We start from the raw sequence: 20,822 nt of genomic DNA, 5'->3' as shown, positions 1-20,822 counted from the left end.
TAAAAGGAATACAAATGCTTAAACAATATCCTATGCTACGCTATGTCCTGCAGAAGGGGTTCTGGTATCTCCTGACCTTCGTCTTTGCAGTGGCATTGAACTTTGCTCTGCCCCGCGTGGGCGGTAGCGACCCGGTCGACATCATTATGGGTCAGGCCGGTAAGGGCCTTTCTCCCACTGAAGCTCAGTTGAAGAAGGCTGAACTCCTGGTGTCCTTCGGCATGGCCGAACTGGACGAACAGGGTAACGCTGTTTACGAACCGGAACTGGACGCTAACGGCCAGATGGTTACCAAGAAGGTTGCCAAGATGGACGAAAACGGTCAGCCCGTCGTAAAGAAGTCTATCGTCAAGGACGTTGACGCCGAAGGCAATCCGGTGATGGTTGAACGCCAGAAGCTGGACGAAAATGGCGAAGCCGTTTTTGAAGAAAAGCCTGTCCTGAACAAGAAGGGCAAGCCGGTCATGATCAAGGACAAGAAGACCAAGAAGAAGGTCGCTCAGGTCGAAAAGATCGCCGTCATGGAAAAGGTTCAGTCTGAACACGAACAGATCGACACCATCATGGTGGACGAAGTCGTGATGAAGACCGAACCCAAGCGCGCATCTGCTATTTCTCAGTTCTTTGCTTACATTGGCAACGTGTTCAAGGGCGACCTTGGCAAGTCCTACACCAACAACACTGAAGTTACCACCATCATCAAGAATGCTCTTCCCTGGACCCTCCTCATCCAGGCTCCGACCATTCTCCTTGGCTGGATCATCGGTAACCTCCTGGGTGCCTTCGCTGCTTACAAGCGCGGCATCTTCGACAAGGTGTTCTTCCCGGTTGCAATGTTCCTCAACGGTGTGCCGTACTTCGTGTTCGGTATGCTCCTGGTGGCATTGTTCTCCATCACTCTCGGCTGGTTCCCGGCTGTGGGTAACATGAGCCCGGATATTTCCGAGTTCACCTTCTCCTGGACTTGCTTGAAGAGCGTGGGCTGGTACTACATCCTTCCGTTCTTCTCCTGCTTCCCGATTCTTCTTTCCGGTCAGGCTACTGGTATGCGTTCCATGTCCATCTATGAACTTGGTACCGACTACATGAAGTATGCTAAGTGGCTTGGTCTCCGTGAAGGCAAGATCATTAGCTATGTGTTCCGTAATGCTATGCTCCCGCAGCTCACCGGTCTTGCCCAGTCTCTCGGTGCAATGGTGGGTGGTGCACTCATTACCGAAATGATCTTCTCTTACCCGGGCCTCGGCATGGCTATGCTCGACGCCATTAACAAGCAGGACTACGCTACCATCCAGGGTTGTACCTTGATGATCTCTACCTGCGTTCTCGTTGCAAACTTCGCTGTTGACGTCCTGATCGCAGTCTTTGACCCGCGCGTTAAGGCCGGTCTCCAGATGGGAGGTAAGTAATCATGGGAAAGCTCTTTAGAAACCTTCTCAAGTCTCCGATGTTCGTCGTCGGTATCTCTATTTTCGTGCTCACCCTGTTGATCGCTGTCTTCGGACCGATCTTCTACAGCGTGGACACTCATGCTCGTGACATCCTTGCTGGTCCTTATGCTGGCTCCAGCTCTGCTCACCTGCTTGGCACCGACCACCTGGGTCGTGACTATGTCTCCCTGCTGATCGAAGGCCTGGGCAACTCCCTCTATGTGGGTTTCCTCGCCGGTATCATCGCTACTACACTCGGTGTTCTTATTGGTCTGTTCGGCGGTTTCCGCGGCGGCTGGATTGACGAAGTCCTGAACATGTTCACCAACCTGTTCATCGTTATCCCGCAGTTCGTGATCCTCGTGCTCATCAGCTCTGCTTTCAAGGATGGCCGTTCCCTGACCCTGATCGGTGTGGTGATTGGTCTTACCGCTTGGAGCTGGTCTGCTCGTGCAGTCCGTGCACAGGCTTCTTCTCTGCGTAGCCGCGACCACATCTCCCTTGCCCGCATTAACGGTGCAAGCACCCTGACCATCGTGATCAAGCATGTGCTCCCGTACTTGCTCTCCTACGTGTTCATGGTGTTCATCATGCAGGTGGGTTCCGGTATTCTTTCCGAAGCTTCCATTTCCATGATCGGTCTTGGCCCTGTGGATACCACTTCTCTGGGTATCATCCTGAACCAGGCTAAGGACAACGGCGCTCTTGCCGACTCCATCTGGATCGCATTCCTGCCGGCAACTCTGGTCGTCACCCTGACCGTGTTCTCCCTGTACCTGATCAATACTTCTATGGAAGGCGTCTTCAACCCGCGTCTGCGTAAGTAAGAGGTAACGAAATGTCTGAAAATGTATTTGAAGTAGAAAACCTCGGCCTCTATTACTTGGGTCGTTTCGGCGACAAGACTCACGCAGTTACCGATGTGTCCTTCTCCATGAAGCAGGGCGAAATCCTCGGTATCGCTGGTGAATCTGGTTGCGGTAAGTCCACTCTCGTGTCCGGCCTTATGGGCATGTGCATTCCCCCTCTCTATCCTGAAAAGGGTGATGTCCGTGTGAAGTCCGGCGACAAGATGGAATCCCTCATGAACCGTTCCATCGAAGACGTTCGTGCCAACGTTCTGGCTCAGAAGGTCTCCATGATTCCTCAGGGTGCATTCAACGCTCTGAATCCGGTTCGTAAGATCAAGGACATCGCTGCTGACGTGATCGCTGCTCACCAGCAGCCCGGCAAGAAGATGGACGCTGCTGAAATCTACAAGCGCCTCTGTGACCGTTTCGACCTGTTCGGCATGGACACCCAGCGCGTTCTGAACTCCTATCCGATCCAGCTGACCGCAGGCGAACGCCAGCGTTCCGTGATCGGTATCTCCACCTTGCTCAACCCGCAGATGGTGATTGCTGACGAACCGACTTCCGCTCTGGACGTTTCCACCCAGAAGGAAGTGATCTCCATGATCTTCGATCTTCTGGACAAGGGCATCTTCAGCACCATGATCTTCATTACCCACGAACTTCCGCTCCTGTACCATGTGGCTGACAACATCGCCATCATGTACGCCGGCGAAATCGTTGAAATGGGTACTGCAGAACAGGTGGTTAAGGATCCTCGTCATCCCTACACCCAGGCTCTTATGGGCGCAATGCTCTCTACCGAAGCTTCCCAGCGTACTCGCCATCCGGAAGCTATCGAAGGTGCTCCTCCCAGCCTCAAGAACAAGATCGTGGGTTGCCGCTTCGCCCCGCGCTGCAAGAAGGCATGCCCGGATTGCAAGAAGAATACCCAGAACATCCGCATTGTTGGCGGTCGTCAAGTGAGGTGCGATTATGCTGTCTAATAAGCCCGTTGTATTTTCCGCTAAGCGCATCAGCAAGGACTTCGGTGCCGGTAAGAATCTGAAGTCTGCTGTGAAGGATGTTTCCTTCGACATTTACGACGAAGAATTCATCTCCATCGTGGGTGGTTCTGGTTGCGGTAAGTCCGTTCTCGCCAAGATCATGCTTGGCCTGTACGAACCCACTCGCGGTCAGTTCCTCTATCGCGACAAGCCCATCAAGAACCTGAAGGACCACTGGAACGAAGTCCAGTCCGTGTTCCAGGATCCGTTCGGCTGCTTCAACCAGTTCTTTACCATCCGTAGCCAGCTGGAAGACGCCCTGAACATCCTGAAGGACAAGCCCTCCAAGGACGAAATCCGCCGCCGCGTGGACGAAGGCCTCATGGCTGTGAACGTCAAGCCCGAAGACATCGAAGGTAAGTATCCGTTCGAACTGTCCGGTGGTCAGATGCAGCGTATGCTCCTTGCCCGTATCTTCGCTCTCCGTCCGAAGGTTCTGATCGCTGACGAAGCTACCTCCATGGTGGACGCCTGCGTTCGTGCAAACATCCTTGACTATCTTCGTAAGTTGAAAGACGAACTGAAGATGACCGTGGTGTTCGTGACCCATGATATCGGTCTTGCAAACTACGTTTCTGACCGTATCTTCATCATGCACGATGGTAAGATCGTGAACCAGGGTACCCCTGCAGAAGTGTTGGATAACACCAACGAACCGCACACCCTGAAGCTGCTGGACGATATTCCGGAAGTCCACAAGACTGAATGGATCAAGAACAGCCGTCGTTCCAAGAAGTAGTAGGAAGTAGACGGTAGACAGTAGGAAGATTGATTTTTTGATTCTGAGGTCTACCGACGAAACTAGTGCTTAGGCATTGAAAATCCCCGGTTCCACGCAAGTGGCGCCGGGGATTTTGCTTTTCAAGCCAAATCCCTGCAGCTCAGTCATGATGGAAAGCCCTGTGGTGCGTTGGTTCTTTTTGAAAACACAAAAAATACAAGCTTTTAGTACAAGTTGCGCATTTATAAGTATATTCAGGGTATGACGAAGTTTAATACTGTACTTACTACTGTTCTTTCTGCAGGTGCCCTTGCAAGCACCTTTGCTGGCCCCCTCCTGATCAATCAGCTTGGCTTTACCCCCGAATCCGAAAAGTTGGCTGTCATTCCTGGTAGCGACGCTAACGAATTTGAAGTTCGCGATTTGAATGGCAAGACTGTGTTGAAGCTGGATGCTCCCATGGTCTACGACTGGGACTATAGTGGAGAGGAAGTCCAGACTTATGACTTTTCTGCAGTAAAGACTCCCGGCACTTACCGCCTTTATCGCGGTGGCGAATATTTGGGCAATCCTGTGGTTATCGGTAACAACGTTTACGAAGACCTGGCAAAGGCTGCCATCAAGTGGTTCTACTACCAGCGTGCCAGCATGCCCATCGAGGCCCAGTACGGTGGCAAGTGGGTCCGTGCCGCGGGTCATCCGGATGACAAGGTGATTGTTTACGGTACCGACGAACGTACTGCAGCGGGCTATCAGAAGTCCGTTGGCAAGAAACATCCCAAGGCCGGCCAGAACGTGATCATCAATTCTTCCAAGGGTTGGTATGACGCTGGTGACTACGGCAAGTATATTGTGAATTCCGGCATTACCGTGTTCACCTTGCTGGAAATGTACGAAGATTTCCCCTCCTACATGGATACCCTCTCCTGGAACATTCCCCGCGAGTTGAAGAACTACCCGCTGATTCTGGAAGAAGTAAAGTATAACCTGGACTGGATGCTTACCATGCAGGATGCCGACGGCGGCGTCTATCATAAGGTGACAACCCTGATGTTTGGCGGTTCCGTCATGCCGGAACTGGATGGCGCTCCCCGCTATGCCATTATCAAGAATACCATTGCTACTCTTGACTTTGCCGCTGTCATGGCCCAGGCTTCCGTAGTCTACAAGAAGGTGGATCCTGCATTTGCGGAACAGTGCCTGAAGGCTGCCGAAAAGGCCTACGCCTGGGCAAAGAAGTTCCCCAAGCAGTTCTACAAGCAGCCGGAAGATGTGCAGACCGGTAGCTACGCTCCTGGCGACGAAAACGGCAAGGACGAATTCCGCTGGGCAGCAACCGAACTTTACCGCGCCAAGGTGGTGGCCGGCCAGAAGGACAAGGCTGCAAACGGCTATCTCGCTGACCTGAAGAAGAACCCGTTTACTCCCGATGGCGCCTGGTGGGGCAACGTGAACATGCTTGCTGCATTCCGCGTGGCCAAGGACGCAAAGACTTTCGGGGCCGACCTGAACAAGGCTGCAAAGAAGGTGGTGATGGACGAAGCAAACAACCTCCGTGCTGTTGGCGATACTAGCGGCTATCACCTGCCTGCCTTCCCCTGGAGCTGGAACTGGGGTTCCAATAGTGCGATGGCAAACAACGCCATGGTATTGCTCCACGCCTATTATTTGACTGGCGACAAGAGCTATGTGGACGGCGCCCAGCAGGTGCTTGACTATCTCCTGGGTAAGAACCCCATGGAAATTTCCTACGTCACTGGCTTTGGTTACCGTAGCGCCCGCAATCCCCATCATCGCCCCAGTGAAGGCGACTGGGTTGACGATCCGGTGCCTGGCATGCTGGTAGGTGGCCCCCACCTGGGCAAGCAGGACATTAACCTGGACGGCAAGGAAATGTGGAAGTGCCCCAACTACGCTTCTGCAGACAAGCCGGCTCTTGCCTACATCGACAACCGTTGCAGCTACGCAACCAACGAAGTGGCCATTAACTGGAACGCTCCCCTGGCTTATGTGGCTGGCTGCATGCAGGCTATTTACCTGGGACAGAAGGCTGCTTCTGTGAAGTAGTTAGTTTATCATGGAGGTTCCTTTAAAGGAACCGATAGGATTGAAGTGTTGAAAAGGTCTCGCTTTTTGCGGGGCCTTTTTTGTGTTGGGGTCCTGGTTTTTGCTATTGCAATAATTGCAAAACTGTTTGCTGTAGGGGGGGGAATATTGGCTTTTTTCGGACGTAATTTTTAGGATAGGGAAGTACCCTTGGTGTGTGTACGTAGAATAACATGAGGGACAAATTATGTTCGGAGTTGGTTTTCGCGGTACGATTCGCGTTGTTGCCTTGTCGCTTGGAATTGCGGCGGGCGTTGGTTTTGCTCAGGATCAGTTGTATCCTGAAATGTTTCCGCTGTCTGCGGTGAAGCTTTTGGCTGGCCCCCTGCAGGATCGCCAGGAGCTAAATGGCGAGACGCTGCTTGCTTATGATACGGATAAGTTGATTGCGCCTTTCTACGAAGAGGCGGGCATGCGCCCCAAGGCAACCAAGTTCAGCAACTGGGCTGGTTTGGATGGCCACGTTCTTGGCCACTACCTGAGTGCCTTGGCCATGCATTATGCTGCAACGGGTGACGCTCAGATCAAGGCCCGCATGGAATATGTGGTGGACGAGCTGGAAATCATCCAGAAGCAGAATTCCAAGGATGCAAACTTTGTGGGCTACATCAGCGGCGTGCCTAATGGCAAGGCCATGTGGCTCAAGTTCAAGAACGGCGATGCCGGCGCACAGAACGGCTATTGGGTGCCCTGGTACAACATTCACAAGACTTACGCAGGCTTGCGTGACGCCTGGATGTACGGCGGTGTGACCCGCGCCAAGGATATGTTCCTTGCCCTTTGCGACTGGGGCATTACCATTACCAACGGCCTTAACGATTCCAAGATGGAATCCATGATGGGTACGGAATATGGCGGCATGAACGAAGTGTACGCCGACGCTTACGAAATCACCAAGAATTCCAAGTACCTGGATGCGGCAAAGAAGTGGAGCCACAAGTGGCTCTTGAACGCCATGGCTTCGGGTAATGACAACTTGAGCAATCGTCATGCCAATACCCAGGTGCCGAAAGTGGTGGGCTTTGCCCGCGTGGCGGAACTGAGTGGTGACAAGACTTACAAGGCCGGCGCCGAAACCTTCTGGGACATCGTGGTGAACAAGCGTAGTATTGCCATTGGCGGCAACAGCATTTCGGAACACTTCCCGGATTACGACAAGTACAACAAGTACATCGAGGAACGTGAAGGACCTGAATCCTGCAATACATACAACATGCTGAAGCTGACGGAACGCTTGTTCCACATGACGCCCAGCGCCAAGTATGCGGATTTCTATGAACGTGCCTTGTTCAACCATATCTTGTCTACAATCCACCCGAAGCACGGCGGCTACTGCTACTTTACTCCGGCACGTCCCCGTCATTACCGCGTGTATTCCAAGGTGAATGCAGGTATGTGGTGCTGCGTTGGCTCCGGCATGGAAAATCCGGGTAAGTACGCCCAGTTCATCTATACCAAGGAAAATGGCGCACTGTATGTGAATTTGTATGCCGCCACCGAATTGAACTGGTCTGAAAAGGGCATTAAGATCAAGCAGGAGACGTCGTTCCCCAAGGGTGAATCTTCCAAGTTCACGGTGAGCGGTGCTGGCTCCTTCAAGATGATGTTGCGTCACCCCTACTGGGTTGCAGCCGACGAGTTCAAGGTTGTGGTCAATGGCGATACGGTTGTGAGCAAGTCTGATGTATCCAGCTACGTTTCTGCTGGCACCGTGAAGGCTGGCGACGTGGTGGAAGTTCTTTACCCCATGCACACTCATATCGAGGAGCTGCGTGGCATGAGCGATTACGTGGCGCTGCTCCACGGACCCATTGTGCTCAGCGCAAAGACAGGTACCGAAGGCCTCTCCGGCCTGGTGGCTGATGATGGCCGCTGGAGCCATATTGCAGGTGGCGCCTTGCAGTCTCTGGATGGTGCTCCCATGCTGGCTAGCGAAAAGAAGGACATTCCTTCCAAGGTGACTCCGGTGAAGGGCGAACCGCTCCACTTCAAGGCTCCCTACTTGTTTGCCGCCCAGAAGGATGCGAACCTGTTGTTGGAACCGTTCTACGAAGTACACGACGCCCGCTACATGATGTATTGGATGGTGCTGACGGATCCTGCAATTCTTGAAAAGCTGAAGAAGGAACAGGCCGAGGCGTTGGCTCTTGACGAAAAGACAGTGGACAAGGTGTCGCCGGGTGAACAGCAGCCTGAAGCGGATCACCGCATGCAGAAGGAAAATTCTTCTACCGGAAATCATCAGGGTGAATTCTACCGCGATGCGGGCCAGTGTTCCGGCGGCAGCGGCGGATTCATTAGCTACGAGCTGGAAACCAACAGCGAAGATTCCTTGGACCTGATGGTGCGTTACTGGGGTAACGAAGGCTGCAACCGCGCATTCGACATCATGATCGATGATAAGAAACTTGCCAGCGAAAATATTTCCAACAAGTGGAAGAAGGATGAATTCGTCAACGTGAAGTATCCTATTCCCGACAACATGGTGAAGGGCAAGAAGGTGATTACCGTGAAGTTCCAGGCAAGCACCGGAATGGTGGGCGGTATCTTCGGAGTACGTCTACTTCGTAACAAGCCGAAGCCAGAACCTGTCGTAGAAGATACGACCAAGACGGATTCTACTTTGGCTGTTCGCCCCGCTGCGGGTGTCGCTGCCGCTGTAGCCAAGTTCCGTGCCCGCGCCAGCCAGAACATCTTGCAACTGGAAGCAGGCGCCCCCCTGCAGGGCAACGTTTCGCTGAAGATTTACTCTATGGATGGCCGAGTGGTGCAGGCTCATGTGCTGAAGGCCGGCGAATCCTCCTTCAACGTGGATATTAGCGCTGTGGAGAACGGAACCTACATTTTGCGCCTGATGCAGAATGGTGCGGTTTACGCCAATACCATTTTCAGCAAGAAGGGCGGAATCTAGCGGACTAAAAATTTGGTTATGGGAGGGCACCTGGCGCAAGCTGGGTGCCTTTTCATTTTTTTGAGATTATATTATGGGGTGGAGGAAAACATGTTCAGGAAGAGTGTTTTAGGTTTTGCTTTTTTAGTAGGTTGCGTTTTTGCGCAGACTCCTTCGCAGGCTGCTTCGCCGGCAGCGTCGCCGGATCCGTCGTCGGTTAATGCGGGTCTGGTGCTTCAGGATTTGGATTACACGGACCATCTGCAGACTTTGCCCAATTACGATCGTGGCTTTTATTATTCCCAGGCCCTCCACGTTAAGGTGGAAGGTTCCAAGCCTATTGAAAAGCCATACGGTAAGCTGGTTCACCTTCGTGCAGACCTTGCGGAATTCAGCAGCCGCGCATGGCTGAAGATTGATACTACCGGGGGACGGCGCGATACCACTTGGGGCAAGTCCCAGGATTTGACGGAAGATGCATTGAATGTCTTGCAGACGTCTTTCGATAACATTCGCAAGTATGGTAGCAAGGTTATTGTGCGATTCTGTTACGACCCGTGGTTTGATGGGCACTCCAACACTACCGCGGAACACGAGTGGGTGCTGCGCCACATTGAACAGCTGGCCCCGCTTCTGACAAAGAACGTAGACATCATCGTGGCTCTTGAAATGGGCATGCATGGTGCCTTCGGTGAAATGCATTCCGATACGGCGATTACTTACCCGCGAGTTGCGGAGGCCGTGAACAAGATGCTGCGCCTGACTCCTCCGGAACTTAAGATTCTTACCCGCACGGGAAATTACTCTGCCGCGGTTCTTGGCTTTGAAAACTGGGGCGTTGATTTCAACATTGATAGCGATGTGTTCAAGAAGATTGCCGAGGCCAAGGGCGACACCATGTACCGCGTGGGAATGTTCAACGATGGCTACCTGGGAACGCAATACGATTACGGCACCTGGGGTGCGGATTGCAAGACTTCCATCTGCCGCGAGGAAGGCGTTGCCTGGCTGGAAAAGTAAAGCATCAATACGCCCTACGGTGGCGAGGCTGTTGAAACCGCCAGCGGCTATCAGGTCATTAACACGCCGGAGTTCTTGGCCCACGAAGGCTTCCGTACTCACACCAGCTACCTGAATCTTCATTGGAACGATAAAGTCATTGCTCGCTGGAAGGCCGCCCACTTTGCAGGCAAGGACTACGAATATGACGGCTCCAAGATTGATACGCTGACTGGCTTCAAGTACATTGACGACCATCTGGGTTATCGCTTTGTGCTGCGAGAATCCTGGTTGCCGGATACTGTTGGGACCGGCAAGACTTTGCGTGCAAAATTGAAAATCCAGAACGTTGGCTTTGGTAACCTGACAAAAGATGCGAAGGTGTATTTGATTGTCGAAGAGAGCGAAAGGGATTTTGGCGGACTTGCTGTGGAACCAGCAATCGATACTATTCGGTTGACATCTCTAGATTTCAGAAATGTTCACAGCCGAAAAATTGAAGTTTCCAATGGTGATACTACCATGACCTTTGATGGAATCAACGAAATTGATTTGGAAGAAACGCTCCCCATGGTTCATGGAAAGAACGATCTCTATCTTGCTGTTGAGGGAGTGACCTTTGCCAACAATGGAAGCAAGACTCCCTTTGGATCTTATCCGAACCTTGCGCCTTTATACCTTGGATCCTTTGTGTACGACAGCCGTAAGACCGAGAGCATTGACGTTAAGTTCAGAACTCGCGGCGAAGCGAAGTTGCAAACCCGCGTGGAACGCGCCGACCAGAAAATCCAGGTCCGCGATGGTCGCAGTCGTTCAAACGCACTTGGCAAAAATCGCGACGGGTCGGGCGATAAGCTGTTCCGTGCGAATGGAAAAGCCGTGAAATAAAAGTCGGGTGGCGCCGACAAAAAAAGGTGGTGTTATGAAAAAGTTGTTTGGGTTTGCGGGAAGTTTGGTTCCTGCGCTTTCTCTGGTGGCGTTCCTCGGAACTTCTGCCCAGGCGGAAATTTCTGTAACGGTGGATGCATCTGCCGGCGTCAAGAAAATTTCACCTTACCTCTATGGCCGAAACATTGATAAGGTCAGTGCCGATAGCGCCCGCCTTAGTGATGAGGACAAGACTTCCATCAATACGATGAACGAGGCCGGCATCCGTTTTATCCGTGCAAACTACGGCAACAATTCTACCCGCTACAACTGGCGAAAAAAGTTGACTGTTCATCCGGACTGGTATAACAATGTTCACGCCGTAGACTGGGATATTACAGCCAAGAAAATCCTGGACAACATGCCTCGAACAGATGCCATGTATGCTTTCCAGCTGACAGGTTATGCGGCCGCCACCAACGAATACAACTTTGCAGATTGGACTTTCTACAAGGCTCATAACGATACCTGGGCCAAGGCAACCCTTGACTTGGCTGGCGGTGGCGAAGTTGCCGACGATGGAGAGACTCTCATCAAGGCTGGTGATTACAGCTTGTATTGCGAGCCTTGGCCCGCCGATTCCACTGTTGGAATTATTGACCACTGGGCAAAAGAATTGAAGTACGACATGTCCAGACTCCAGTATTGGAGCATGGACAATGAAATGGAAATCTGGAACGGCACCCACGGCGACTTGCCCTTGGATATGGATCCGGATTTCTTGGTGGAACGTTATGTTGATGTGGCCAAGAAGGCCCGTGCCGTATGGCCCGAAATCAAGTTGACTGGTCCTGTGGTTGCAAACGAATGGCAGTGGTGTACTACGGGTGCGTCCGAAGGAAAGTCCGGTCTGGGCAAGGGCGAAGACCGTAATTATTGCTGGCTTGAATACTTTATCAAGCGCCTTGCCGAAGAACAGAAAAAGTCTGGCGTACGCATGCTTGATGTGTTTGACATGCATTGGTATCCCTCGGAAAAGACTTACGCAGAACGTGTAAACTGGCACCGAGTTTTCTTTGATACCACCTACAATTATTCTGGTGCTAATGGTATTAAGTTGGTCAGCGGCAAGTGGGATAACAACCAGACCAAGGAATATATTTTCGAACGTGTGAATGGTTGGCTGGATCAGTACTTCGGTAAAGGTCACGGCATTACCTTGGGCCTTACCGAAACTTCCATTATTGACGAGAAAGATCCCATGACCACGGCGATTTCCTATGCATCCTGGCTTGGAACCTTTATGGATCACGGTGTGGAAATTTTCACTCCCTGGACATGGGGCGATGGCATGTACGAAGTGCTGCACCTCTTTAGTCGCTATAACGGGGAATTCCGAGTGCAGTCTGAATCCAGCAACGATTCCTTGCTTTCCGCCTATTCCTCTGTAAGCAACGCAAGAGATTCCATGACGGTGATTCTTGTGAACCGCGCAGAAAAGGATGCACAAAGCGTGACCTTAAATGTGAAGGGCTTGAAGAATGTTGGAGCCTCTGCAGAAACTTTGACATTGACAGAAATCAGCGGTGAAACTTTCGTTTCTCACGAAAGCAATGCATTGAAGAAGGGCGCTGCAACTGTTGATGTTGCTGCTGGTACGGTGGCTCTCGAAGTGCCTGCAAAGTCCATTGTGGCGGTGCGCTTGACAGCTGATCCGGGCGAAGTGATTGAGGCTATTGCAAAACCTATTGTGCGGAACGATCGTCGCCACAATAACCAGCCTATGATTTTCCGCGATGATTACCAAATCAAGGTTCGTGGCGGTGAACACTTCGACAATAAAATTTTCCGTGTGAATGGAAAAGTGGTGAAGTAAAAAAAGTCAACGATGGATTTAATAATAAATACCCCGGCACAAAAGTGTCGGGGTTTAATGCTTTTTGGATCCTTCGGTCACTACGTTCCCTCAGGATGACGTGATTGTTGTGTCCGATGTCTGTTCTCGCTTGGCGGGGATGATCGGACGTGTGGGCTATTAGCCGTTGACCAGTTCGACGAACTGGCGGCAGACTTCTTCGGGATTGGGCTTGCCAAAGATGGCGGAACCCACCACGAATACGTTGGCGCCGGCTTCCTTGCAAGCGAGGATGTTGTCCAGCTTGACACCGCCATCGATTTGGATATCAAGTTCCGGTTTCATCTGGCGTGGAAAATTTGACCCAAAAGCAAATATTGTTTCTATAGCAAGGGGTTTCAAATTATATTATTATGGAACGGAGCGTTTCTTTGTTGAAGGTTCTTGGGGAGGTACGATTATTGCTCCAAATGCGAAGTTGATTCTTGGACAGACGCAATATAAATCTTTGTATGGTCAGTTTTTGGGAAATGGTTTGTCTGTTCATCAGTATTCTCGTGTGATAAACGTTGTTTTTAATCCGTTGAGTAGTAGTGCTATCGCTTATAGGGATTGATTTATGAAAAAAATCTTACTTGTAATTTTAGTCATCGCTGCAAGCCTATTTGCCCAGGTCAAGATTGATCGAGGGGTGGATGCTGTTTTTCCTCGTGAATTATGGAATTTTGAAGAATATAGCCGTACTGAAGATTGTCAAACCTATCTGCGTTTGGAAAATGCAGATGACAGTCTAGGATGCTTCAATAGAGAGAACGTCGTGTGCCAAAGTTTGTTGGACTCCAGTGTGTTTTTTTATTGGAGCCAAGCTTGGACTTCTGAAGCCAATGGATATTTCTACCATCTCTCTGATGCCACGCATTCGATCCTTGACGTGATTATGGATGAATTTAGACATTACCATGATTGTGGTTTAATCGTTGCGACGGAAACGGGCATGGATTCCATTGAATTCATTTTGAAAAGGGATTTGCAGCCCGCTTTGGATAGCGTTACATTTGACATTGGTTATTTCTTCATGTATTCTTATAGACGGTCGTTGGATGGTTCTTCTCAGCCAGCATTTACTAATGTAGGTGAACTTCCTGTTCCTCAATCAGACTATGTGGACAGTGTCGTGAATATGCGCAACGGAAATACTCTAGCGATTTTTTCACCTGTTTTACGTAATAATGGATTCCGCGGAGTTCGTGTGGAGCGTGCTGGCCGGAAAATTCAGGTCCGCGATGGTCGTGGCGGTTTGCAAAATGATCGCGGTGTGGACGGTTCACCCAACAACAAACTATTCCGTGTGAACGGGGAAATGGTGAAGTAAAAAAATCTCCGGCACAAAAGTGTCGGGGTTTTAAGTTTTTTGGATCCTTCGCTTCGCTCAGGATGACGCAAGTGAGTTTCCTCAGGATGACGCGGCTGTCACTACTTTCGTCAGCATGACGTGCAGCGTGACGTGTGGCCAATTAGCCGTTGACCAGTTCGACGAACTGGCGGCAGACTTCTTCGGGATTGGGCTTGCCGAAGATTGCGAAAAGATATTATATTTAATTTGTGTGGGTTATTTTGTTAAAGGAGGATGGATAAAAAAATAATTTACGTTTGTGCCGTAGTGGCAATTTTTTTAGGCTGCGCGGAAAATTCAACTCAAGCCTTATCGGATGATTCAGATGGTCAGCACAAAAAACTACAGTGATGACATCTGCTGTGGTCAGTGATCTTGCCTACGATCCATATTCTGTAGAGAACATGAATATAGCCTTAAAAAAGACTGTGCTTGCAAAAAGCAAGTCCCTAGAGGATTCTGCAGGTGTAGAGGCTCTTTCTCTTGAACCGAACTATTTGTACGTTAGATTCCTTGCCAAGGGCAAGCAGGGCGAAAGGGCGTTGAAGCAATACGATACTTCGCTCGTATTTTTCAAGCATCCCTTGGTCATGAACAAATATGTGTTTTAGCATATGGCCGTTCTTTTGCGGGCGTTTACGCTGGAACCATTCATGAAATAGCTCATACTTCACACTATTGGAATACATCAAAATCTCTTTCAGATTTCTTTACGCTGCCATATGGTTTTCGGAATACGTATACGCGAGGTGTAGAATGGTTTTTTCAAAAGAATCGTTATGGTAAATCATATGTTGACTATTTTCATGATTATACTGGGTTGATTCAAAATCTGATAGATTCCCCTAATGAGGATAATGGTAAATCGGCAGATGGAAAAAGTGTGTTAGATTATGTTTCTGGATTTTCTTTAGTTGATGTTGAAAATGCTGTTTTCAAGACGAAATCATTGATGGGTTTCTCCTTCTGATTTGGACAAACTGTTTAACTACTGGATAAATTTATAAGGATCAAAATGAAAAAAATATTGATTCTAATAGCAGCTGCATTTTGGGGGTGTTATGATTGTGAGGATTGCAATTCTTATACAATCGATGAACCTTATAGCGTAAAGAATCTTTCTGGTGTTGAAGTCGAGCTGACATTTGATTTAGATTCTGCTTTATCAATTGAATTGAATGATGGACAAGAGTTTGTTTATCTTGATGAAAATAGAGCGGTCAGTATTCCGGGGTATAGTTGTGGCCTCCGTATGGCAGGATGTGACTCACCTCTTATTGATGTGAAAATATTGTTTAAATCTAATCCGCAAAAATGCTTGATTTTTTCGGGGGACGTGCAGGATGAATTGATTGACGTCCGGGTTTTGAACTCCTATGATAAAGCTGGTAATCCCATAAAGGTGGGTAATGCGGAAAAGCAATTATACACATATGTAATAACAAAAGATTTAATCAGTAGAGCTAATCTTTGTGAATAAGATACGGCTCTGTGCCGTTTTGGGATAAAGCCACTGCACGGCGATTGCTTTAATAGAAAAAGCCCCGGCACAAAAGTGTCGGGGTTTAATGCTTTTTGGATCCTTCGATCACTACGTTCCCTCAGGATGACGTGATTGCCGCGTCCGATGTCTGTTCTCGCTTGGCGGGGATGATCGGACGTGTGGGCTATTAGCCGTTAACGAGCTTGACGAATTCGCGGCAGACTTCTTCGGGATTGGGCTTGCCGAAGATTGCGGAACCCACCACGAATACGTTTGCGCCAGCTTCCTTGCAAGCGAGGATGTTGTCCAGTTTGACGCCGCCATCGATCTGGATATCCAGTTCCGGCTTCATCTGGCGAAGTTCGCGAATCTTGTCCAGACAGTAAGGAATGAGGCTCTGACCGCCGAAACCCGGATTCACGGACATGACGAGGACCATGTCCACGATGTCTAGCACATGCTTGATGGTTGTGAGCGGGGTTGCCGGGTTGATGGCAACGGCGGGCTTTACGCCAAGTTCTGCAATCTGGTGCAGCAGACGGTCCAGATGGTTGGTGGTTTCGGCATGGACGCTGATGAGGTGAGCGCCAGCCTTTGCAAATTCACCTACGTAATTTTCGGGATTGGCAATCATCAAGTGGCAATCCAGCGGAAGGCTGGTGCCCTTCTTGACGCAGGCGGAGATGCCCGAGCCAAAGCTGATGTTCGGAACAAAGTGTCCGTCCATGATGTCCAAGTGAACGAGGCCTGCGCCGCCGTTTTCGATGGCCTTGAGGCCGTTACCCAGTTCCAAGAAATTTGCGTTCAATACGCTAGGTGCGATAATCTGCTTCATGACCTGCAAGTTAGAAATTTTGATGCTCACTCGCAAGTCTGTATACAGCCTTGGCATAATATTTGCAAAAGATTAGACAGATAAACAATTATTTACTAGATTTGTCCGCAAATTAAAACAAGGAGAAAATCATGTCCAAAGGTACTAAGACTGTTGTAGCAAAGGCCGCTGCTAAGAAGGCTGCTGCTCCTAAGGCAGCAAAGCCCGCTGCCAAGGCTACCGAAAAGAAGGCTCCTGCAAAGCCCGCTGAAAAGAAGGTTGCTGCTAAGGCTGAAGAAAAGAAGACCGTTGCAAAGCCGGCTGCCGAAAAGAAGGCTCCTGCCAAGGCCGCTGCTAAGAAGGCTGCTGCTCCTAAGGCAGCAAAGCCCGCTGCCAAGGCTACCGAAAAGAAGGCTCCTGCAAAGCCCGCTGAAAAGAAGGTTGCTGCTAAGGCTGAAGAAAAGAAGACCGTTGCAAAGCCGGCTGCCGAAAAGAAGGCTCCTGCCAAGGCCGCTGCTAAGAAGGCTGCTCCTGCTAAGGCTCCCAAGAAGGTTGCCGTCAATCTCGAAGCTGATTGCCCGCTGGCAACTACCGTTTCCGTTGCTGGTTCCTTCAACAACTGGATGGTTGATGTTGACATGCTGAAGAAGGACAAGAAGTCCGGCATGTGGAAGATCAAGCTGGAACTCGTTCCTGGCGAATACGAATACAAGTTCGTTTGCGATGGCCAGTACTGGGACGAAGGTGCCAACAAGGTCATCAAGGCATAATTCACGGTAGATTTTACAGATCGTGTTTGAGAAGGTTCCTCTGAGGAGGGGCCTTTTCTTTTTTTGAAAAACGAGCTCTTGTCATCTTTTGTCGTATTTTTTGATTTATATTAGCCGTATGGCTTTTAAAATTATTCGAAACGATATTATTAAGGTCAAGGCCGATGTTCTGGTGAATTCGGCTAATGCTAAACCTATTTGCGCAGGCTATAGGACCGATGCTGCCATTTACGAGGCTGCTGGTTTCGAAGAAATGCTTGCCGTCCGTCAAAAGATTGGCGATATCGAGGTGGGCCATGCCGAAGTTACGCCGGCATTCAGGCTTCCTGCCAAGTATGTGATCCACACGGTGGGTCCCAAGTGGATCGATGGTAATTCCGGCGAGCCCGAGGCCTTGCGCAGTTGCTATCGCGAATGCCTTTCAAAGGCCGTTTCCCTAAGGGCAAAGTCCATTGCCTTCCCGCTGATTTCAACAGGCGCATTCAGGTTCCCCAAGGATTTGGCTCTGGATATCGTTACAGAAATTGCCAGGGAATTTACCAGCGAGCATAAACTGGACGTGATCCTTGTCGTGTACGACAATGAGTCTTTTGAACTGACTTCCGACTTGTCGGATTTCGTGGAGGCTTACATTGACGAACACTATGTAGGCGCGACTATCGATGACAGGCTGAAAAGATATGCTGCCATGAATTCTCCGGATGAGGAACGCTGGCGGTGGCGCAGAAATCGCAACTTGAGAATTCCCGATGAGGAGCCGCTTTGCAACATACTGGCTCCGACTTGTGAAGCTCCTCGTAAGAGAGAAACTTCGGATGAGAGTGCCCAAAAGACAAAGGCAGTATTCACTTCCTTTAAGGGTAAGTTGGAAGAAGACCTGAGTAAAAAAATTGAAGGTCTCGAGATCCAGTCTTTTAGTCAGCGTCTCGTTTATTACATTACACAAAAGGGACTTGATTCCGCTACAGTTTATAATGCTGCGTTTATGGACCGTAAGCATTTTTCAAAAATCCTTAGCGATAAAATCAAGACGCCAAAACGCGAAACTATTTTGGCTCTTGCCGTAGGCATGAAACTGAATGTTGTTGAAACAAGGGATTTACTTTCTCACGCAGGTTATTCATTTACTCCGGATATTAACCTGACTGACGTGATTGTTGCTGCGTTCATTGAGAAAAATGTTTATGACCTCACGCGAATAAATATTGCCTTGTTCGACAATCATCAACCTCAGTTAGGTTAACAAAAGTGCCGGGAAACCGGCATTTTTTTGTCGCTTGCTAGGCGACCTCGTGGACCTTGCGAACGAGTATCTTTGTTTTGTGAAGAGGGAACGGCAATCCCGCCGGCCCAGACAAAACGAGGTGAAATATGAAGCAGGGTTTGACAGAAATGGTTTTCATCATGGACCGCAGCGGTTCCATGAGAGGATTGGAAAAGGATACTATCGGCGGTTTCAACTCCACTATCGAAAAGCAGAAGCAGGAACCTGGCGAAGCCTTCGTTTCTACGGTTCTATTCGATAATCAAACGGAAGTCCTTCACGACCGCATTTCTATTGCCAATGTGCCTACCATGACTGAAAAGGAATATTATGCCCGTGGAAGTACTGCTTTGCTGGACGCCATCGGTGGCGCCATTCATCACATCGGAAACGTGCACAAGTATGCCCGCGACGAAGATCGTCCCGAAAAGACCATCTTCGTGATTACCACCGACGGCTACGAAAATGCAAGTCACATTTACACCGCCAAACAGGTAAAGGAAATGGTGGAGCGTCAAAAGTCCAAGTACGGATGGGAATTCATTTTTCTAGGTGCAAATATTGACGCCGTAGAAACAGCTCGAGGCTTTGGAATTTCGGAAGAGTGCGCGGCAAACTTTATGTGCGACGAGCAAGGCATTGCCTTGTGCTACGAGGCTCAGGACGCAATGATGACGAATTTCCGAAAGGGAAGGAGGGATCGTTCCTGGAAGGATGGTGTCGAGGCGGATGTAAAAAAACGTACCCGCTGCTGATAATGTTAGGGACCGAAGTGGCGGAGCCATTCGAACGGGTTTACGTTTTTTGTAAGACCCCCGCTTTCGCGGGGATGATGTTCCGTAAACCCGGTTGAACGAAAAACGCCGGAGGCGTTTATAGCGCAAGGGCCCGGCTGGCGCGAGCCAGCAACAGCCAAAAAAATATTCTAAATTTCGCGCTGTAATTTAATGAGGCGCGCCGCGCCAGAAAAGGGAAAACATGAAGAATACTAACATCCCCGAAGAACAGTTTGTGAAGGCTGCCGCTCAGTTCGGCACCCCGCTTTGGATTTACGACCGCGCAACAATCGAACAGCGTTGCAAGGAAGTGAAGGTTTTTGATAACGTACGTTTCGCCCAGAAGGCATGCCCGAACCTGAGCGTGATCTCCCTGGTCCGCAAGCAGGGTTGCGTGGTGGACGCTGTGAGCGCCGGTGAAATTGTCCGTGCTCTCAAGGCTGGCTACAAGGGTGGCTGCGAAAAGGGTAAGGTTCCTGAAATCGTTTACACCGCCGACATTTTCGACAAGGATGCTCTGGAACTGGTAAAGGAACACAACATCGCTGTGAACGTGGGTTCCCCGGACATGATCCAGCAGCTGGCTGATGCCGGTGTGAAGTCCGAGCTGACCATCCGCGTGAACCCGGGCTTTGGTCACGGTCATTCCCGCAAGACCAACACCGGCGGCGATCTTTCCAAGCACGGCATTTGGCACGAACAGATCAAGGACTGCGTGAAGCTTGCCCAGGAAAACGGCATGTGGATCACTGGTCTTCACATGCATATCGGTTCCGGTTCTGACTTTGAACATTTGGCATCTGTTGCCGACGCCATGTGCGACGCCAGCCGTCGTCTCGGTTCCCACCTCCGCACCATCAGCGCCGGCGGTGGCCTGCCCATCGAATACCACGAAGAAAACAAGGGTTCCCACATCGACATGGCTGCCTACTTCGGCATCTGGGACAAGGCTCGTAAGAACATCCAGCAGAGCATCGGTCACGACGTTCACCTGGAAGTGGAACCGGGTCGCTACCTGGTTGCAGAAAGCGGCTACCTCATGGCTGAAATCCGCGCTGTGAAGAAGCAGGGCGACAACCTGTTCTACATCGTTGACGCTGGCTTTACGGATCTCGTTCGCCCCAGCTTCTACGGTTCCTACCATCAGATTTCTGTCATCGCCCGCGATGGCCGCGAACTGAACGAAACTGTGGACGCTGTGGTTGGCGGCCCCCTCTGCGAATCCGGTGACGTGTTCACTCAGGAAGAAGGAGGCTTCGTCGTGACTCGCAAGCTCCCCAAGGCCAAGGTGGGCGACCTCCTGGTTCTCCACGATGCTGGCGCTTACGGTGCTGCAATGTCCAGCAACTACAACAGCCGTCGTTACGCTGCCGAAGTGATGTACACCAACGGCGAAATGAAGGTTGTCCGAGAAAGACAATCCTTCGAACAGATGCTCCAGAACGATCGCATTATCGAACTGTAGTTAAGACTGCTGATGCTGAATCAAGTTCAGCATGACATTAAAAGGGCCGGCGATTTACTCGTCGGCTTTTTTCGTGCAATCTGTTTTCAAAT

At 50.3% G+C, this 20,822-nt stretch carries 18 protein-coding genes; 16 read left to right on the top strand and 2 right to left on the bottom strand.

Annotation, left to right across the window (positions count from 1 at the left end):
- Positions 1-14: 14 nt before the first annotated feature.
- From BGX12_RS10225 to BGX12_RS10190, 9 genes are all read left to right on the top strand, one after another.
- Complete coding sequence (locus BGX12_RS10225; RefSeq protein WP_109735967.1) at positions 15-1,409, top strand: ABC transporter permease; 1,395 nt, start codon at positions 15-17, stop codon at positions 1,407-1,409.
- Between the two features lie 2 nt (positions 1,410-1,411).
- Positions 1,412-2,257, top strand: coding sequence for an ABC transporter permease (locus tag BGX12_RS10220; protein ID WP_109735966.1), 846 nt, complete (start codon positions 1,412-1,414; stop codon positions 2,255-2,257).
- Between the two features lie 11 nt (positions 2,258-2,268).
- Positions 2,269-3,267 carry an ABC transporter ATP-binding protein gene (locus tag BGX12_RS10215; protein ID WP_109735965.1) on the top strand — a complete coding sequence of 333 codons (999 nt, stop codon included), beginning with the start codon at positions 2,269-2,271 and terminating at the stop codon, positions 3,265-3,267.
- Positions 3,257-4,066 (top strand): ABC transporter ATP-binding protein, encoded by an 810-nt coding sequence (locus BGX12_RS10210; protein ID WP_109735964.1) that lies wholly within the window; start codon positions 3,257-3,259, stop codon positions 4,064-4,066. Before BGX12_RS10215 ends, BGX12_RS10210 begins: the two co-directional genes overlap by 11 nt.
- 243 nt (positions 4,067-4,309) lie before the next feature.
- On the top strand, positions 4,310-6,115 hold the full coding sequence (locus BGX12_RS10205; protein WP_109735980.1) for a glycoside hydrolase family 9 protein: 1,806 nt from the start codon (positions 4,310-4,312) through the stop codon (positions 6,113-6,115).
- Positions 6,116-6,341: 226 nt separating this feature from the next.
- Positions 6,342-9,065: a beta-L-arabinofuranosidase domain-containing protein gene (locus BGX12_RS10200; protein ID WP_109735963.1), complete on the top strand. Its 2,724-nt coding sequence runs from the start codon at positions 6,342-6,344 to the stop codon at positions 9,063-9,065.
- 90 nt (positions 9,066-9,155) lie between these two features.
- The gene (locus tag BGX12_RS15810) at positions 9,156-10,064 is read left to right on the top strand and encodes a DUF4874 domain-containing protein (RefSeq protein ID WP_233246357.1); all 909 of its coding nucleotides are present in this window, start codon (positions 9,156-9,158) and stop codon (positions 10,062-10,064) included.
- 3 nt (positions 10,065-10,067) lie between these two features.
- The gene (locus BGX12_RS15805) at positions 10,068-10,931 is read left to right on the top strand and encodes a DUF4832 domain-containing protein (protein ID WP_255416877.1); all 864 of its coding nucleotides are present in this window, start codon (positions 10,068-10,070) and stop codon (positions 10,929-10,931) included.
- A gap of 34 nt (positions 10,932-10,965) precedes the next feature.
- Positions 10,966-12,786: a glycoside hydrolase family 44 protein gene (locus tag BGX12_RS10190; protein WP_109735962.1), complete on the top strand. Its 1,821-nt coding sequence runs from the start codon at positions 10,966-10,968 to the stop codon at positions 12,784-12,786.
- Between the two features lie 159 nt (positions 12,787-12,945).
- Here BGX12_RS10190 and BGX12_RS10185 read toward each other — a convergent pair whose 3' ends face one another.
- Positions 12,946-13,110, bottom strand: a complete 165-nt coding sequence (locus BGX12_RS10185) for a hypothetical protein (RefSeq protein ID WP_233246356.1) — start codon at positions 13,108-13,110, stop codon at positions 12,946-12,948.
- Between the two features lie 274 nt (positions 13,111-13,384).
- On the opposite strand from BGX12_RS10185, the gene BGX12_RS10180 reads away from it, so the two are divergent.
- The 3 genes from BGX12_RS10180 to BGX12_RS10170 all read left to right on the top strand — a co-directional run bounded on the left by BGX12_RS10180 (position 13,385) and on the right by BGX12_RS10170 (position 15,638).
- Positions 13,385-14,137, top strand: a complete 753-nt coding sequence (locus BGX12_RS10180; RefSeq protein ID WP_109735961.1) for a hypothetical protein — start codon at positions 13,385-13,387, stop codon at positions 14,135-14,137.
- A 368-nt stretch (positions 14,138-14,505) separates the two neighbouring features.
- Entirely contained in the window at positions 14,506-14,769 is a 264-nt protein-coding gene (locus BGX12_RS10175; protein ID WP_146196310.1) for a hypothetical protein, read from the top strand.
- Positions 14,770-15,173: 404 nt separating this feature from the next.
- Positions 15,174-15,638 (top strand): hypothetical protein, encoded by a 465-nt coding sequence (locus tag BGX12_RS10170; RefSeq protein ID WP_109735959.1) that lies wholly within the window; start codon positions 15,174-15,176, stop codon positions 15,636-15,638.
- A gap of 190 nt (positions 15,639-15,828) precedes the next feature.
- Here BGX12_RS10170 and rpe read toward each other — a convergent pair whose 3' ends face one another.
- On the bottom strand, positions 15,829-16,476 hold the full coding sequence (rpe, locus tag BGX12_RS10165; RefSeq protein WP_199220759.1) for a ribulose-phosphate 3-epimerase: 648 nt from the start codon (positions 16,474-16,476) through the stop codon (positions 15,829-15,831).
- Positions 16,477-16,607: 131 nt separating this feature from the next.
- Between rpe and BGX12_RS10160 the strand changes: the two genes are divergently transcribed.
- The 4 genes from BGX12_RS10160 (at position 16,608) to lysA (ending at position 20,730) form a co-directional block, all read left to right on the top strand.
- Entirely contained in the window at positions 16,608-17,225 is a 618-nt protein-coding gene (locus BGX12_RS10160; RefSeq protein WP_109735957.1) for a glycogen-binding domain-containing protein, read from the top strand.
- Between the two features lie 118 nt (positions 17,226-17,343).
- A complete protein-coding gene (locus tag BGX12_RS10155) occupies positions 17,344-18,468 on the top strand; it encodes a macro domain-containing protein (protein WP_146196309.1) in 1,125 nt (374 codons plus the stop codon).
- A 128-nt stretch (positions 18,469-18,596) separates the two neighbouring features.
- On the top strand, positions 18,597-19,244 hold the full coding sequence (locus BGX12_RS10150; RefSeq protein ID WP_109735955.1) for a vWA domain-containing protein: 648 nt from the start codon (positions 18,597-18,599) through the stop codon (positions 19,242-19,244).
- Positions 19,245-19,467: 223 nt separating this feature from the next.
- Positions 19,468-20,730 carry a diaminopimelate decarboxylase gene (gene lysA, locus BGX12_RS10145; RefSeq protein ID WP_109735954.1) on the top strand — a complete coding sequence of 421 codons (1,263 nt, stop codon included), beginning with the start codon at positions 19,468-19,470 and terminating at the stop codon, positions 20,728-20,730.
- The last annotated feature ends 92 nt before the right edge of the window (positions 20,731-20,822 follow it).

The sequence above is a fragment of the Fibrobacter sp. UWR4 genome (assembly GCF_003149045.1).
GTDB lineage: Bacteria > Fibrobacterota > Fibrobacteria > Fibrobacterales > Fibrobacteraceae > Fibrobacter.
Note: the sequence above shows the minus strand (reverse complement) of the source record. Positions and strands in the feature narration are given on the sequence as shown.